This is a genomic window from Pseudomonas sp. TAE6080 (assembly GCF_018732265.1).
Taxonomy (GTDB): Bacteria; Pseudomonadota; Gammaproteobacteria; order Pseudomonadales; family Pseudomonadaceae; genus Aquipseudomonas; species Aquipseudomonas brenneri.
In genome coordinates this window covers 90,110-105,178 of record NZ_JAHIDY010000023.1, presented here as the reverse complement: position 1 = coordinate 105,178, position 15,069 = coordinate 90,110, and the positions used below count along the sequence as shown (strand labels likewise).

Here is a 15,069-nt window from a genome sequence, read left to right as displayed (position 1 = left end):
TCCGAAACCCCAATTGCGAAAGCAGTTGGGGTTTTGTTTTGGGCGGTTGGAAAGGGCAGCGGCAAGCTTCAAGCGTTGAGCTGCAAGACTCAAGGCTCGGCCCTATCAGCTGTCAGCTTGCTTTCTATGCAATGGCCCTGCGCATGGCTATCATGCGTGCCTCATTGTGAGGCGAGACCTGCATGCTGACGTTGTTAAAACTTCTGAAAGATGGCCGATTCCATTCGGGTGAAGCGCTAGGCGCAGCCCTGGGCGTCAGTCGTAGTGCTGTGTGGAAGCAGCTCCAGCATCTGGAGGTTGAGCTGGATCTGACCATTCATAAAGTCAGGGGTAGAGGCTATCAATTGGCATCTCCGCTGGTTCTGCTGAGTGCTGACGAGATCGCCTTGCAGTCGCCGCTATGCGCAGGTTCGGTTTTTATATCCGATACCATCGACTCCACTAATGCCGAGGCTCTACGTCTTATCGATGCGGGGCAAGCGGCGCCCTTTCTGGTTCTCTCTGAGCAGCAGACTGCCGGCAGAGGGCGTCGAGGGCGTCAGTGGGTCAGTCCATTTGCACAGAATGTTTACTACAGCCTTGTGCTGCGTATCGATGGTGGTTTGCGACAGCTTGAAGGCCTGAGCCTCGTCGTGGGGTTGGCAGTAATGCAAACCCTGCGCGATCTTGGTGTCCAGGGGGCAGGTTTGAAATGGCCTAATGACGTTCTTGTTGGGTCGAAGAAGATTTCGGGCATTCTTCTTGAATTGGTAGGGGATCCCGCTGATGTTTGCCACGTGGTGCTCGGTATTGGTATCAACGCAAACATGCGGGGCGCTGCGGAAGTTGATCAGCAGTGGACATCGATACAGCTAGAAACGGGCCGCGTGGTAAATCGAAATCATCTGGTCGCTCATCTGAGCCAGGCGTTGCAGGTTTATCTCGAGCGTCATAGGGATTCCGGTTTTGCGGTCATCCGAGAGGAGTGGGAGCGCAATCATCTATGGCAGGGTAGGGCGGTGTCGTTGATCGCTGGCGTCAACCAGATAGACGGTGTTGTGCTGGGTATCGACGGCCAAGGCGCGCTACGTCTTGAGGTAAATGGTGTTGAGAAAATCTACAGTGGCGGTGAGTTAAGCCTGAGGTTGCGTGATGATTCTTGAGCTCGACTGTGGGAATAGCTTCATCAAATGGCGTGTCCTTGAGGCAAGCCAGGCGGCCGTTTTTGCTGAAGGTGTTGTTGATTCTGATGTGGCGTTGCTGGGTGGCCTTCACTCACTGGCTGGTCTTTCACTGCAGCACTGCAGATTGGTCAGTGTGCGTGCTCAGGAAGAGACCAATCGCCTGGTAGGTGTGTTGGTTGCAGCCTTTGGTGTCTCTATAAGCTGTGCTGCGCCAGCGCGTGAGATGGCGGGTGTGCGCAATGGGTATGAAGAGTACGCCCGTTTGGGGCTGGATCGTTGGCTGGCGATGCTTGGAGGCTTCCAGCTAGCCTCTGGAGCATGTCTGGTACTTGATTTCGGTACGGCGGCCACTGCTGACTTCATCACGGCAGATGGCGAGCATCTTGGAGGGTTTATCTGTCCTGGCATGCCGCTGATGAGAAATCAGCTGCGCACCCATACTCGAAAAATACGCTATGACGATGTTGCCGCTGAGCGTGCATTGGAAAGCCTTGTACCTGGACGTACCACTGCCCAGGCCGTTGAGCGGGGTTGTACGCTCATGCTGCGTGGATTCGCGCAGTCGCAACTGGAACTGGCCCGCAGTTACTGGGGAAGCGACTTTTCGGTTTTCCTTACGGGTGGTGATGCTGAGTTGGTCGCTGACGCTTTGCCAGGCGCTCGCTTCGTTCCGGACCTGGTATTTGTCGGCTTGGCGATGGCATGCCCTTTGTCTTGAGGTTTTTATGCGTTGGTTGTTTCTGTTGTTGCTGGTCCTCAATGTCTTTTATTACGTCTGGCACCAGCAAGAGGCGCCCTTGCGTGCAAAGGATGTAACGCCCTTGGCGCTATACCGGGGCTCCCAGCAGGATATTCAGTTGTTGAGCGAGTCGGCTGACGCTGTGGCGCGTCGCGATCGGCCCAAGGCTCCAGAGGTTCCTCCAGGTTGCTTGTATGTCGGTGGTTTCGCCGGCCAGGAGCAAGCCCAGTTCCTTGAGCAGCGTCTGATCAGCCTGGATATCAAGGCTCGAATCCAGTCGTTGGTCTCGGCGGGCGCACCTTCTTTCTGGTTGCGTGTAGCACCTGAAAGTCGCCGCCTGGCTGACGATCTGCCGTTTGAAAGCCTTGCTAATGAATTCAATGAGTTAAAACATAAAATAATGCCGTGCGAAGGCATTGCAACTGTCGAATAGTTTGCATAGAATGGCGCCCGCTCCACAGTGATGACCCTTTCGGGAAGTTGGTGTGAAGCGATCGTCACGCAGCTAACCTCATATTTTTAATGAGAAAATGCTTGACAGAAGGTCGGCGTAATGTAAAATGCCGGCTCGCTTAGGAGGGGTTCCCGAGCGGCCAAAGGGATCAGACTGTAAATCTGACGTCTACGACTTCGAAGGTTCGAATCCTTCCCCCTCCACCATTTTTAGCGTGAGCTGCAAGCTCCGCGGGTATAGTTTAGTGGTAGAACCTCAGCCTTCCAAGCTGATGATGCGGGTTCGATTCCCGCTACCCGCTCCAAGTTTGCAGGTTGTGCAAGATGTTTCGCTCTTGTAGCTCAGTTGGTAGAGCACACCCTTGGTAAGGGTGAGGTCAGCGGTTCAAATCCGCTCAAGAGCTCCATATAACAAGGCAGATATGAAAATATCTGCCTTTGTTTTAACAGCTGTCTCGGCTTGATTCTGTTTTACCTGGTGTTATCAGGTTGTTTCAAGTCTCTTGGGGTTGGTTGTTGTAAAGTCTTTTTCAGGCCTGCATAATGGTCGGCCTGATTTTGTTTTAGGTCAGTAGCTCAATTGGCAGAGCGACGGTCTCCAAAACCGTAGGTTGGGGGTTCGATTCCCTCCTGACCTGCCAGATTCACGTGGTGTGTCTGGCTTTCTTTTCACAGGATCTTCATAGATGACTCCTAAGGCTGAAGCTCAAAGCTCTCGTTTCGATCTGGTTAAGTGGCTCGCTGTCGTCGCTTTGGTGGTCGTAGGCGTTGTTGGCAATCAGTATTATTCTGCTTCGCCGATCCTGTACCGCGTACTCGTATTGCTCGCTCTTGCTGCTGTGGCTGTGTTTATCGGTCTGCAGACTGTAAAGGGTAAGTCTTTCGCCGTACTGGTTAAGGAAGCTCGCACCGAAATACGTAAAGTCGTTTGGCCAACTCGCCAAGAAACCACGCAGACCACGCTGATTGTTGTGGCTGTTGTTCTGGTTATGGCGTTGCTGTTGTGGGGTCTTGATTCCCTGCTCGGCTGGCTTGTTTCCTTGATTGTTGGCTAAGGGTGTCCCGTGGCTAAGCGTTGGTACGTTGTGCATGCTTACTCGGGTTACGAGAAGCATGTCATGCGCTCTTTGCTAGAGCGCGTAAAGCTGGCAGGCATGGAAGATGGCTTCGGCGAAATTCTGGTTCCCACTGAAGAAGTGGTAGAGATGCGCAATGGCCAGAAGCGCAAAAGCGAACGCAAGTTCTTCCCTGGCTACGTGCTGGTACAGATGGACATGAATGAGGGTACTTGGCACTTGGTCAAGGACACTCCTCGCGTGATGGGCTTCATCGGCGGTACCGCTGACAAGCCTGCGCCGATCACCGACAAAGAGGCAGAAGCGATTCTGCGTCGTGTTGCTGACGGTAGCGACAAGCCGAAGCCGAAGACATTGTTCGAGCCGGGCGAAGTTGTTCGTGTCACTGATGGTCCGTTTGCTGATTTTAACGGCACTGTCGAAGAAGTTAACTACGAAAAGAGCCGGATCCAAGTGGCAGTGCTCATTTTCGGTCGCTCTACTCCGGTAGAGTTGGAGTTCAGCCAGGTCGAGAAGGTCTAGCTGACAAAGCATCCCAACCCCGCAGCCTTAGGCTGTGGGGTTTTGTCGTCACTGGGATAAACGCGCAAGTAACCGGGGAGCCTTTCGAGGCGCTTGAACCCGTAATTGGAGTGCCTCATGGCCAAGAAGATTACCGCTTACATCAAGCTGCAAGTGAAGGCCGCTCAGGCCAACCCTAGCCCACCCGTCGGTCCAGCTCTGGGTCAGCACGGCGTGAACATCATGGAATTCTGCAAGGCCTTCAACGCCCGCACTCAGGGTATTGAGCCAGGTCTGCCGACTCCAGTGATCATCACTGTATATAGCGACCGTAGCTTCACTTTCGAAACCAAGTCGACCCCGGCTTCGGTTTTGTTGAAGAAAGCTGCTGGTCTGACTAGCGGTTCCGCTCGTCCGAACACCGTTAAGGTTGGCACTGTAACTCGTGCTCAGCTGGAAGAAATCGCGAAAACCAAAAACGCGGATCTGACTGCAGCTGATATGGATGCAGCCGTGCGTACCATCGCCGGTTCTGCTCGTAGCATGGGCCTTAACGTGGAGGGTGTGTAATGGCTAAGCTGACCAAGCGCCAAAAGGCTATCGCCGGCAAAATCGAAGCGGGCAAGTCCTACAACTTTGTAGACGCTGCTGCCCTGCTGACCGAGCTGTCGACTGTCAAGTTCAGCGAGTCCGTTGACGTTGCTGTAAACCTGGGTGTTGACCCACGTAAATCCGACCAGGTCGTTCGTAGCGCTACTGTGCTGCCACACGGTACTGGCAAGACTGTACGTGTTGCTGTCTTCACCCAAGGCCCGGCAGCTGAAGCTGCTCTGGCCGCTGGCGCCGATCGCGTTGGCATGGACGACCTGGCTGCCGAAATGAAAGGCGGCGACCTGAACTATGACGTCGTTATTGCCTCCCCGGATGCAATGCGCGTTGTAGGTCAGTTGGGTCAGATCCTGGGCCCACGTGGCCTGATGCCTAACCCGAAAGTCGGTACCGTAACGCCAGACGTAGCCACCGCGGTTAAAAACGCCAAGGCTGGTCAGGTTCGTTATCGCACCGACAAAAACGGCATCATTCACACCTCCGTTGGCAAGGTCGGCTTCGACGCCGTCAAGCTGAAGGAAAACGTTGAAGCCCTGATCGCTGATCTGAAGCGTATCAAGCCAGCTTCCTCGAAAGGTATCTACGTCAAGCGCGTTACCCTGAGCACCACTATGGGCCCAGGTCTGGTCATCGACCAAGGCTCGCTGGACGTATAAGACACACGTTGGCGTGAGCGATCGCGCCAATTGAAAGATTGGGGTCCCTGCCTGGCGGGGGCTATCCAAGACCGTAGGCGACGCAAGTCTTAAACCATCAAGCCTACGCAGATGGTGCTCCCGGTTCCTTACCGAATCAGACACCAAAACGACATCCGGCCTAGGCCAGATGAAACGGTAACAAGCAGGAGTTAAACCCGTGGCAATTAATCTCGAAGACAAGAAGGCCATCGTCGCTGAAGTCAACGAGGCTGCCAAAGCTGCTCTGTCCGCTGTCGTGGCTGATGCCCGTGGTGTGACAGTAAGCGCTATGACCGGACTCCGTAAAGAGGCTCGTGAAGCTGGCGTATACGTACGTGTTGTACGTAACACCCTGCTCAAGCGCGCTGTTGCTGACACTGAATACAGTGTCCTCAACGACGTGTTCACCGGCCCGACCCTGATTGCGTTCTCCAAAGATCACCCGGGCGCTGCTGCTCGTTTGTTCAAGGAATTCGCCAAGGGTCAGGATAAGTTCGAGATCAAGGCAGCTGCGTTCGAGGGCAAGTTCCTCGCAGCTAACCAAATCGACGTACTGGCAACACTGCCGACCCGTAACGAAGCTATTTCTCAGCTGATGAGCGTGATTCAAGGCGCTACCAGCAAGTTGGCTCGTACTCTGGCCGCAGTTCGCGAGCAAAAAGAAGCTGCCGCAGCCTAAGGCTGAGCGACCTCTCTCGCGTTTTTTTGTTTATTTCGATGGCCGCGTAGGCCGTCCCCCAATTCAGGAAATACAGCAATGTCTATCTCCCAAGACGATATCCTCAACGCCGTAGCTGAAATGTCGGTTCTGCAGGTTGTTGAGCTGATCAAAGCTTTCGAAGAAAAATTCGGCGTTTCCGCTGCCGCTGCTTCCGCTGGCCCAGCTGTTGCTGCTGTTGCTGCTGAAGAGCAAACCGAATTCAACGTCATGCTGCTGGAAGCTGGCGAGAAGAAAGTAAACGTGATCAAGGCAGTACGTGAACTGACCGGTCTGGGCCTGAAAGAAGCCAAGGCTGTAGTTGACGGCGCTCCTGCCCAGGTTCTGGAAGCTGTGTCGAAAGACGCCGCTGACAAAGCCAAAGCTACTCTGGAAGAAGCAGGCGCTAAAGTCGAGCTGAAGTAAGCATCGACCTTGCGTCTCCAGCCCAAGCGTTAAGCTGAAGGCTGATGGCTGGTGGCTCTTGCCACCGGCCTTTTTCCGTTCTTGGCTGTCGACTCGGTCGCCGCCACTAACGCGCTGTAGCCACCCGATGCGGTGGTGCAAACCATGGGGTTTGCAAGATTTTCTGGCTGCTCCCGTCGGGAGGGCCAAACAAGCAGGTGACCAAGCTGGGGAACGCTGATGGCTTACTCATATACTGAGAAAAAACGTATCCGCAAGGACTTTAGCAAGTTGCCGGACGTCATGGATGTCCCGTACCTTCTGGCTATCCAGCTGGATTCGTATCGTGAATTCTTGCAGGCGGGAGCGACCAAAGATCAGTTCCGCGACGTGGGCCTGCATGCGGCCTTCAAATCCGTTTTCCCGATCATCAGCTACTCCGGCAATGCTGCGCTGGAGTACGTCGGTTATCGCCTGGGCGAACCGGCATTTGATGTCAAAGAATGCGTGTTGCGCGGTGTTACGTACGCCGTACCTTTGCGGGTAAAAGTCCGCCTGATCATTTTCGACAAAGAATCGTCGAACAAAGCGATCAAGGACATCAAAGAGCAAGAAGTCTACATGGGCGAAATCCCATTGATGACTGAGAACGGTACCTTCGTTATCAACGGTACCGAGCGTGTAATTGTTTCCCAGCTGCACCGTTCCCCGGGCGTGTTCTTCGACCACGACCGCGGCAAGACGCACAGCTCCGGCAAGCTCCTGTACTCCGCGCGGATCATTCCGTACCGTGGTTCGTGGTTGGACTTCGAGTTCGACCCGAAAGACTGCGTGTTCGTGCGTATCGACCGTCGTCGCAAGCTGCCGGCCTCGGTACTGCTGCGCGCGCTCGGCTATACCACTGAGCAAGTGCTGGACGCCTTCTACACCACCAACGTATTCAGCCTGAAGGATGAAACCCTCAGCCTGGAGCTGATTGCTTCGCGTCTGCGTGGTGAAATTGCGGTCCTGGATATTCAGGACGAGAAGGGCAAGGTCATTGTTGAAGCTGGCCGTCGTATTACTGCGCGCCACATCAACCAGATCGAAAAGGCCGGTATCAAGTCGCTGGACGTGCCTCTGGACTACGTCCTGGGTCGCACCACCGCCAAGGTCATCGTTCACCCGGCTACAGGCGAAATCCTGGCTGAGTGCAACACCGAGCTGAACACCGAGATCCTGGCAAAAATCGCCAAGGCCCAGGTTGTTCGCATCGAGACCCTGTACACCAACGATATCGACTGCGGTCCGTTCGTCTCCGACACCCTGAAGATCGACTCCACCAGCAACCAATTGGAAGCGCTGGTCGAGATCTATCGCATGATGCGTCCTGGCGAGCCACCAACCAAAGACGCTGCCGAAACCCTGTTCAACAACCTGTTCTTCAGCCCAGAGCGCTATGACCTGTCTGCTGTAGGCCGGATGAAGTTCAACCGTCGTATCGGTCGTACCGAGATCGAAGGTTCGGGCGTGTTGTGCAAGGAAGACATCGTTGCGGTCCTGAAGACCTTGGTCGACATCCGTAACGGCAAAGGCATCGTCGATGACATCGACCACTTGGGTAACCGTCGTGTTCGCTGCGTAGGCGAAATGGCCGAGAACCAGTTCCGCGTTGGCCTGGTACGTGTTGAGCGTGCGGTCAAAGAGCGTCTGTCGATGGCTGAAAGCGAAGGCCTGATGCCGCAAGACCTGATCAACGCCAAGCCAGTGGCTGCGGCGGTGAAAGAGTTCTTCGGTTCCAGCCAGCTCTCGCAGTTCATGGACCAGAACAACCCGCTCTCCGAGATCACCCACAAGCGCCGTGTTTCTGCACTGGGCCCGGGCGGTCTGACGCGTGAGCGTGCTGGCTTTGAAGTTCGTGACGTACACCCGACGCACTACGGTCGTGTATGCCCGATCGAAACGCCGGAAGGTCCGAACATCGGCCTGATCAACTCCCTGGCGGCCTATGCGCGCACCAACCAGTACGGCTTCCTGGAAAGCCCGTACCGTGTGGTGAAAGACGCGTTGGTCACCGACGAGATCGTCTTCCTGTCCGCCATCGAAGAAGCTGATCACGTGATCGCTCAGGCTTCGGCCACGATGAACGACAAGAAAGTCCTGATCGACGAGCTGGTAGCTGTTCGTCACCTGAACGAGTTCACCGTCAAGGCGCCGGAAGACGTCACCTTGATGGACGTGTCGCCCAAGCAGGTAGTTTCGGTCGCAGCGTCGCTGATCCCGTTCCTGGAACACGATGACGCCAACCGTGCGTTGATGGGTTCCAACATGCAGCGTCAGGCTGTACCCACCCTGCGTGCCGACAAGCCGCTGGTAGGTACCGGCATGGAGCGTAACGTAGCTCGTGACTCCGGCGTTTGCGTCGTGGCTCGTCGTGGCGGCGTGATCGACTCTGTTGATGCCAGCCGTATCGTGGTTCGTGTTGCCGATGACGAAGTTGAAACTGGCGAAGCCGGTGTCGACATCTACAACCTGACCAAGTACACCCGCTCCAACCAGAACACCTGCATCAACCAGCGTCCGCTGGTGCGTAAGGGTGATCGGGTTCAGCGCAGCGACATCATGGCAGACGGTCCGTCCACCGATATGGGTGAGCTGGCACTGGGCCAGAACATGCGCATCGCGTTCATGGCCTGGAACGGTTACAACTTCGAAGACTCCATCTGCCTGTCCGAGCGTGTGGTTCAGGAAGATCGCTTCACCACGATCCACATTCAGGAACTGACCTGTGTGGCGCGTGACACCAAGCTTGGGCCTGAAGAGATCACTGCAGACATCCCGAACGTGGGTGAAGCTGCACTGAACAAGCTGGACGAAGCTGGTATCGTTTACGTAGGTGCTGAAGTTGGCGCTGGCGACATTCTGGTAGGTAAGGTCACTCCGAAAGGCGAGACCCAACTGACGCCAGAAGAGAAGCTGTTGCGTGCCATCTTCGGTGAAAAAGCCAGCGACGTTAAAGACACCTCCCTGCGCGTACCTACCGGTACCAAGGGTACTGTCATCGACGTACAGGTCTTCACCCGTGACGGTGTTGAGCGTGATGCTCGTGCACTGTCCATCGAGAAGACCCAGCTCGACGAGATCCGTAAGGACCTGAACGAAGAGTTCCGTATCGTTGAAGGCGCGACCTTCGAGCGTCTGCGTTCTGCCCTGGTAGGCCACAAGGCCGAAGGCGGCGCCGGCCTGAAGAAAGGTCAGGACATCACCGACGAAATCCTCGACGGTCTTGAGCACGGCCAGTGGTTCAAACTGCGCATGGCTGAAGATGCTCTGAACGAGCAGCTCGAAAAGGCCCAGGCCTACATCGTTGATCGCCGCCGTCTGCTGGACGACAAGTTCGAAGACAAGAAGCGCAAACTGCAGCAGGGCGATGACCTGGCTCCAGGCGTGCTGAAAATCGTCAAGGTTTACCTGGCAATCCGTCGTCGCATCCAGCCGGGCGACAAGATGGCCGGTCGTCACGGTAACAAAGGTGTGGTCTCTGTGATCATGCCGGTTGAAGACATGCCGCACGATGCCAATGGCACCCCGGTCGACGTCGTCCTCAACCCGTTGGGCGTACCTTCGCGTATGAACGTTGGTCAGATCCTTGAAACCCACCTGGGCCTCGCGGCCAAAGGTCTGGGCGAGAAGATCAACCGTATGATCGAAGAGCAGCGCAAGGTCGCTGACCTGCGTAAGTTCCTGCACGAGATCTACAACGAGATCGGCGGTCGCAACGAAGAGCTGGACACCTTCACCGACCAGGAAATCCTGGATCTGGCGAAGAACCTGCGCGGTGGCGTTCCAATGGCTACCCCAGTGTTCGACGGTGCCAAGGAAAGCGAAATCAAGGCCATGCTGAAACTGGCAGACCTGCCAGAAAGCGGCCAGATGCAGCTGTTCGACGGCCGTACCGGCAACAAGTTCGAGCGCCCGGTTACTGTTGGCTACATGTACATGCTGAAGCTGAACCACTTGGTAGACGACAAGATGCACGCTCGTTCTACCGGTTCGTACAGCCTGGTTACCCAGCAGCCGCTGGGTGGTAAGGCTCAGTTCGGTGGTCAGCGTTTCGGGGAGATGGAGGTCTGGGCACTGGAAGCATACGGTGCTGCATACACTCTGCAAGAAATGCTCACAGTGAAGTCGGACGATGTGAACGGTCGTACCAAGATGTACAAAAACATCGTGGACGGCGATCACCGTATGGAGCCGGGCATGCCCGAGTCCTTCAACGTGTTGATCAAAGAAATTCGTTCCCTCGGCATCGATATCGATCTGGAAACCGAATAACACGTGACGCGAATCGAGAGCGGGGCTATTTAGCCCGCTCTCTGCTCCGCCAGGAGGAAAGGCCTTGAAAGACCTACTGAATTTGCTGAAAAACCAGGGTCAAGTCGAAGAGTTCGACGCCATCCGTATTGGATTGGCATCGCCTGAGATGATCCGTTCGTGGTCGTTCGGTGAAGTTAAAAAGCCGGAAACCATCAACTACCGTACGTTCAAACCTGAGCGTGACGGCCTGTTCTGCGCCAAGATCTTTGGCCCGGTAAAGGATTACGAGTGCCTGTGCGGTAAGTACAAGCGCTTGAAACACCGTGGTGTGATCTGCGAGAAGTGCGGCGTTGAAGTTGCACTGGCCAAGGTTCGTCGTGAGCGCATGGCGCACATCGAGCTGGCTTCGCCGGTTGCCCACATCTGGTTCCTGAAATCGCTGCCGTCCCGTATCGGCTTGCTGATGGACATGACCCTGCGTGATATCGAACGCGTTCTCTACTTCGAGAGCTATGTCGTTATCGATCCAGGCATGACCACCCTTGAAAAGGGTCAGCTGCTGAACGACGAACAGTACTTCGAAGCGCTGGAAGAGTTCGGCGACGATTTCGATGCCCGCATGGGTGCCGAAGCTGTCCGCGAACTGCTGCACGCTATCGACCTGGAGCACGAGATTGGCCGTCTGCGCGAAGAGATTCCGCAAACCAACTCCGAAACCAAGATCAAGAAGCTGTCCAAGCGTCTGAAGTTGATGGAAGCCTTCCAGGGTTCCGGCAACCTGCCAGAGTGGATGGTGCTGACCGTTCTGCCGGTTCTGCCGCCAGACCTGCGTCCGCTGGTACCGTTGGACGGTGGTCGTTTCGCGACGTCCGACCTCAACGACCTGTACCGCCGCGTGATCAACCGTAACAACCGCTTGAAGCGCCTGCTTGATCTGTCCGCTCCGGACATCATCGTGCGCAACGAAAAGCGTATGTTGCAGGAAGCTGTCGACGCCTTGCTCGACAACGGTCGTCGTGGCCGCGCTATCACTGGTTCCAACAAGCGTCCTCTGAAATCCCTGGCTGACATGATCAAGGGTAAGCAGGGTCGTTTCCGTCAGAACTTGCTCGGTAAGCGTGTTGACTACTCCGGTCGTTCGGTAATTACCGTAGGCCCGACCCTGCGTCTGCACCAGTGCGGTCTGCCTAAGAAGATGGCGCTGGAGCTGTTCAAGCCGTTCATCTTCGGCAAGCTCGAAATGCGCGGTCTCGCGACCACCATCAAAGCGGCCAAGAAAATGGTCGAGCGCGAACTGCCAGAGGTTTGGGACGTTCTTGCTGAAGTGATCCGCGAACACCCGGTTCTCCTCAACCGTGCACCGACCCTTCACCGTCTGGGTATCCAGGCGTTTGAACCAGTACTGATCGAAGGTAAGGCTATCCAGCTGCACCCTCTGGTCTGTGCTGCGTACAACGCCGACTTCGACGGCGACCAAATGGCCGTGCACGTACCGCTGACACTGGAAGCCCAGTTGGAAGCGCGTGCGTTGATGATGTCGACCAACAACATTCTGTCGCCAGCCAACGGTGAGCCAATCATCGTTCCGTCGCAGGACGTTGTATTGGGTCTGTACTACATGACCCGTGAAGCGATCAACGCCAAGGGCGAAGGTCGTGTGTTCGCTGACCTGCAAGAAGTTGACCGTGTGTTCCGTGCCGGCGAAGCCGCACTGCACGCCAAGGTCAAGGTGCGGATCCACGAAACCGTCAACGACCGTGACGGCGGCAGCGTGAGCAACGTTCGTATCGTCGACACCACTGTCGGCCGTGCGCTGTTGTACCAGGTTGTGCCAAAAGGCCTGTCTTACGACGTCGTCAACCTGCCGATGAAGAAAAAGGCGATCTCCAAGCTGATCAACCAGTGCTACCGCGTGGTTGGTCTGAAAGAGACCGTGATCTTCGCTGACCAGTTGATGTACACCGGTTTTGCTTACTCGACCATTTCCGGCGTTTCCATCGGTGTTAACGACTTCGTTATCCCGGATGAAAAAGCCCGCATCATCAGTGCTGCCACTGACGAAGTGAAAGAGATCGAGAGCCAGTACGCCTCGGGCCTGGTAACCCAGGGCGAGAAGTACAACAAAGTGATCGACCTTTGGTCCAAGGCCAACGACGAAGTGTCCAAGGCGATGATGGCCAACCTCTCGAAAGAGAAAGTCATCGACCGTCATGGCGTCGAAGTCGATCAAGAGTCTTTCAACTCGATGTACATGATGGCCGACTCGGGCGCACGGGGTTCTGCTGCGCAGATCCGTCAGCTCGCCGGTATGCGTGGCCTGATGGCCAAGCCGGACGGTTCCATCATCGAAACGCCGATTACTGCGAACTTCCGTGAAGGTTTGAGCGTACTTCAGTACTTCATCTCCACGCACGGTGCTCGTAAAGGTCTGGCGGATACCGCGTTGAAAACCGCTAACTCCGGTTACCTGACTCGTCGTCTGGTAGACGTTGCACAAGATCTGGTTGTGACCGAGATCGATTGCGGCACCGAGCACGGCCTGCTGATGACTCCGCATATTGAAGGCGGTGACGTTGTAGAGCCGCTGGGTGAGCGCGTATTGGGTCGTGTTATTGCCCGTGACGTATTCAAGCCAGGTACCGAGGAAGTTATCGTTCCTGCCGGCACCCTGGTAGATGAGAAGTGGGTCGAGTTCATCGAACTCAACAGCATCGACGAAGTGATTGTTCGCTCGCCGATCAGCTGCGAAACCCGCTACGGCATCTGCGCCAAGTGCTATGGCCGTGACTTGGCTCGTGGTCACCAGGTGAACATCGGTGAAGCGGTCGGCGTTATCGCTGCCCAGTCCATCGGTGAGCCGGGTACCCAGCTGACCATGCGTACGTTCCACATCGGTGGTGCGGCAAGCCGGACCTCCGCGGCTGACAGCGTTCAGGTGAAGAATGGCGGTACTGTCCGTCTGCACAACCTGAAACACGTTGAGCGAGTGGATGGCCACTTGGTTGCTGTGTCCCGTTCCGGTGAGCTGGCAATCGCTGATGACTTCGGTCGTGAGCGCGAGCGTTACAAGCTGCCGTACGGTGCTGTGATTTCGGTTAAGGAAGGTGACAAGGTCGACGCTGGCGCAATCGTGGCCAAGTGGGATCCGCACACTCACCCAATCGTTACCGAAATGAAAGGTACCGTGACCTACGTGGGCATGGAAGAAGGCATCACGATCAAGCGTCAGACTGACGAATTGACCGGTATGACCAACATTGAAGTACTCGACGCCAAAGATCGTCCAGCTGCCGGTAAAGACATCCGTCCTGCCGTGAAGATGGTCGATGACAACGGCAAGGATCTGTTGCTGCCAGGCACTGACGTTATCGCTCAGTACTTCCTGCCAGCCAACGCCCTGGTCGGTGTAGCGGATGGTGCGAAGATCGCGATCGGTGATGTTATCGCGCGTATCCCGCAAGAAACTTCGAAGACCCGCGACATCACCGGTGGTTTGCCGCGTGTTGCCGACTTGTTCGAAGCTCGTCGTCCGAAAGAAGCGTCGATTCTGGCTGAAGTCAGCGGCACCATCGCGTTCGGTAAAGAGACCAAGGGCAAGCGCCGTCTGGTCATTACCCCGAACGACGGTACCGATCCGTACGAAGAGCTGATTCCGAAGTGGCGTCACCTGAACGTCTTCGAAGGCGAACAGGTAAACCGCGGCGAAGTTATCTCCGACGGCCCGAGCGATCCACACGACATCCTGCGTCTGCTGGGTGTGAGTGCGCTGGCCAAGTACATCGTTAACGAGATCCAGGACGTTTACCGTCTGCAGGGCGTGAAGATCAACGATAAGCACATCGAGACCATCCTGCGTCAGATGCTGCGTAAAGTTGAAATCGCTGAATCCGGCGATTCGAGTTTCATCAAGGGCGACCAGATGGAACTGACTCACGTACTGGTAGAAAACGAGCGTCTGAGCACGGAAGACAAGTTTGTCTCCAAGTTCACTCGTGTTCTGCTGGGTATCACCAAGGCGTCGTTGTCCACCGAATCGTTCATCTCGGCGGCTTCCTTCCAGGAAACCACTCGCGTACTGACCGAAGCGGCGGTAACCGGCAAGCGCGATTACCTGCGCGGCCTGAAAGAAAACGTGGTTGTGGGTCGTCTGATCCCAGCCGGTACCGGCTTGGCCTACCACAGCGAGCGCAAGCGTCGCCGTGAACTCGACAAGCCGCTGCGCGTAAGCGCCAGTGAAGTGGAAGCTGCACTGACCGAAGCGCTGAACTCTAGCGGTAACTGAGTTCTGCGATAAATAAGACCGGGCCCTGGCAGCCCCGTTCGTCGGAACAAGACAGTTTTGTCGGGTTTCGATGGAGGGGGAGGTCGGGGCCTTGCCTTGACTGGGGGCAAGATCCTCTTTAGACTCTTGTACCCCTAAATTTGGCGGGAATTCGTTCCTGCCATTTTGCTT

11 protein-coding genes and 4 tRNA genes are annotated in these 15,069 nt (G+C 55.8%); all 15 read left to right on the top strand.

Annotated features, from left to right (window positions below):
- Positions 1–182: 182 nt before the first annotated feature.
- The 15 genes from birA (at position 183) to rpoC (ending at position 14,898) form a co-directional block, all read left to right on the top strand.
- A complete protein-coding gene (gene birA, locus KL786_RS18050; RefSeq protein WP_215518471.1) occupies positions 183–1,142 on the top strand; it encodes a bifunctional biotin--[acetyl-CoA-carboxylase] ligase/biotin operon repressor BirA in 960 nt (319 codons plus the stop codon).
- On the top strand, positions 1,132–1,881 hold the full coding sequence (locus KL786_RS18045) for a pantothenate kinase (protein ID WP_215518470.1): 750 nt from the start codon (positions 1,132–1,134) through the stop codon (positions 1,879–1,881). Before birA ends, KL786_RS18045 begins: the two co-directional genes overlap by 11 nt.
- 7 nt (positions 1,882–1,888) lie before the next feature.
- Complete coding sequence (locus tag KL786_RS18040; RefSeq protein ID WP_215518472.1) at positions 1,889–2,335, top strand: hypothetical protein; 447 nt, start codon at positions 1,889–1,891, stop codon at positions 2,333–2,335.
- Between the two features lie 142 nt (positions 2,336–2,477).
- Positions 2,478–2,562: transfer RNA gene (locus tag KL786_RS18035), tRNA-Tyr, on the top strand.
- A 24-nt stretch (positions 2,563–2,586) separates the two neighbouring features.
- Positions 2,587–2,660 (top strand) — tRNA-Gly (locus KL786_RS18030).
- Between the two features lie 26 nt (positions 2,661–2,686).
- Positions 2,687–2,762, top strand: a tRNA-Thr gene (locus KL786_RS18025).
- Between the two features lie 158 nt (positions 2,763–2,920).
- A tRNA-Trp gene (locus KL786_RS18020) sits at positions 2,921–2,996 on the top strand.
- 45 nt (positions 2,997–3,041) lie between these two features.
- Entirely contained in the window at positions 3,042–3,410 is a 369-nt protein-coding gene (gene secE / locus KL786_RS18015; protein ID WP_029299242.1) for a preprotein translocase subunit SecE, read from the top strand.
- Positions 3,411–3,419: 9 nt separating this feature from the next.
- The gene (nusG, locus tag KL786_RS18010) at positions 3,420–3,953 is read left to right on the top strand and encodes a transcription termination/antitermination protein NusG (protein ID WP_003176436.1); all 534 of its coding nucleotides are present in this window, start codon (positions 3,420–3,422) and stop codon (positions 3,951–3,953) included.
- Between the two features lie 117 nt (positions 3,954–4,070).
- Positions 4,071–4,502: a 50S ribosomal protein L11 gene (gene rplK / locus KL786_RS18005; protein WP_003210097.1), complete on the top strand. Its 432-nt coding sequence runs from the start codon at positions 4,071–4,073 to the stop codon at positions 4,500–4,502.
- Positions 4,502–5,197, top strand: coding sequence for a 50S ribosomal protein L1 (gene rplA, locus KL786_RS18000; RefSeq protein WP_003176434.1), 696 nt, complete (start codon positions 4,502–4,504; stop codon positions 5,195–5,197). The genes rplK and rplA overlap by 1 nt, the downstream gene beginning before the upstream one ends.
- Before the next feature lie 199 nt (positions 5,198–5,396).
- Positions 5,397–5,897, top strand: coding sequence for a 50S ribosomal protein L10 (gene rplJ / locus KL786_RS17995; RefSeq protein ID WP_032861608.1), 501 nt, complete (start codon positions 5,397–5,399; stop codon positions 5,895–5,897).
- 78 nt (positions 5,898–5,975) lie between these two features.
- Positions 5,976–6,341: a 50S ribosomal protein L7/L12 gene (gene rplL, locus KL786_RS17990; protein WP_003176432.1), complete on the top strand. Its 366-nt coding sequence runs from the start codon at positions 5,976–5,978 to the stop codon at positions 6,339–6,341.
- A gap of 219 nt (positions 6,342–6,560) precedes the next feature.
- Complete coding sequence (gene rpoB, locus KL786_RS17985; RefSeq protein ID WP_090292184.1) at positions 6,561–10,634, top strand: DNA-directed RNA polymerase subunit beta; 4,074 nt, start codon at positions 6,561–6,563, stop codon at positions 10,632–10,634.
- 64 nt (positions 10,635–10,698) lie between these two features.
- Entirely contained in the window at positions 10,699–14,898 is a 4,200-nt protein-coding gene (gene rpoC / locus KL786_RS17980) for a DNA-directed RNA polymerase subunit beta' (protein ID WP_215518469.1), read from the top strand.
- The last annotated feature ends 171 nt before the right edge of the window (positions 14,899–15,069 follow it).

Excerpts from the sequence above, each read along its gene's own strand:
- birA (WP_215518471.1), top strand. The coding sequence starts at position 183 with ATGCTGACGTTGTTAAAACTTCTGAAAGATGGCCGATTCCATTCGGGT.
- KL786_RS18045 (WP_215518470.1), top strand. The coding sequence starts at position 1,132 with ATGATTCTTGAGCTCGACTGTGGGAATAGCTTCATCAAATGGCGTGTC.
- KL786_RS18040 (WP_215518472.1), top strand. The coding sequence starts at position 1,889 with ATGCGTTGGTTGTTTCTGTTGTTGCTGGTCCTCAATGTCTTTTATTAC.
- secE (WP_029299242.1), top strand. The coding sequence starts at position 3,042 with ATGACTCCTAAGGCTGAAGCTCAAAGCTCTCGTTTCGATCTGGTTAAG.
- rplK (WP_003210097.1), top strand. The coding sequence starts at position 4,071 with ATGGCCAAGAAGATTACCGCTTACATCAAGCTGCAAGTGAAGGCCGCT.
- rplA (WP_003176434.1), top strand. The coding sequence starts at position 4,502 with ATGGCTAAGCTGACCAAGCGCCAAAAGGCTATCGCCGGCAAAATCGAA.
- rplL (WP_003176432.1), top strand. The coding sequence starts at position 5,976 with ATGTCTATCTCCCAAGACGATATCCTCAACGCCGTAGCTGAAATGTCG.
- rpoB (WP_090292184.1), top strand. The coding sequence starts at position 6,561 with ATGGCTTACTCATATACTGAGAAAAAACGTATCCGCAAGGACTTTAGC.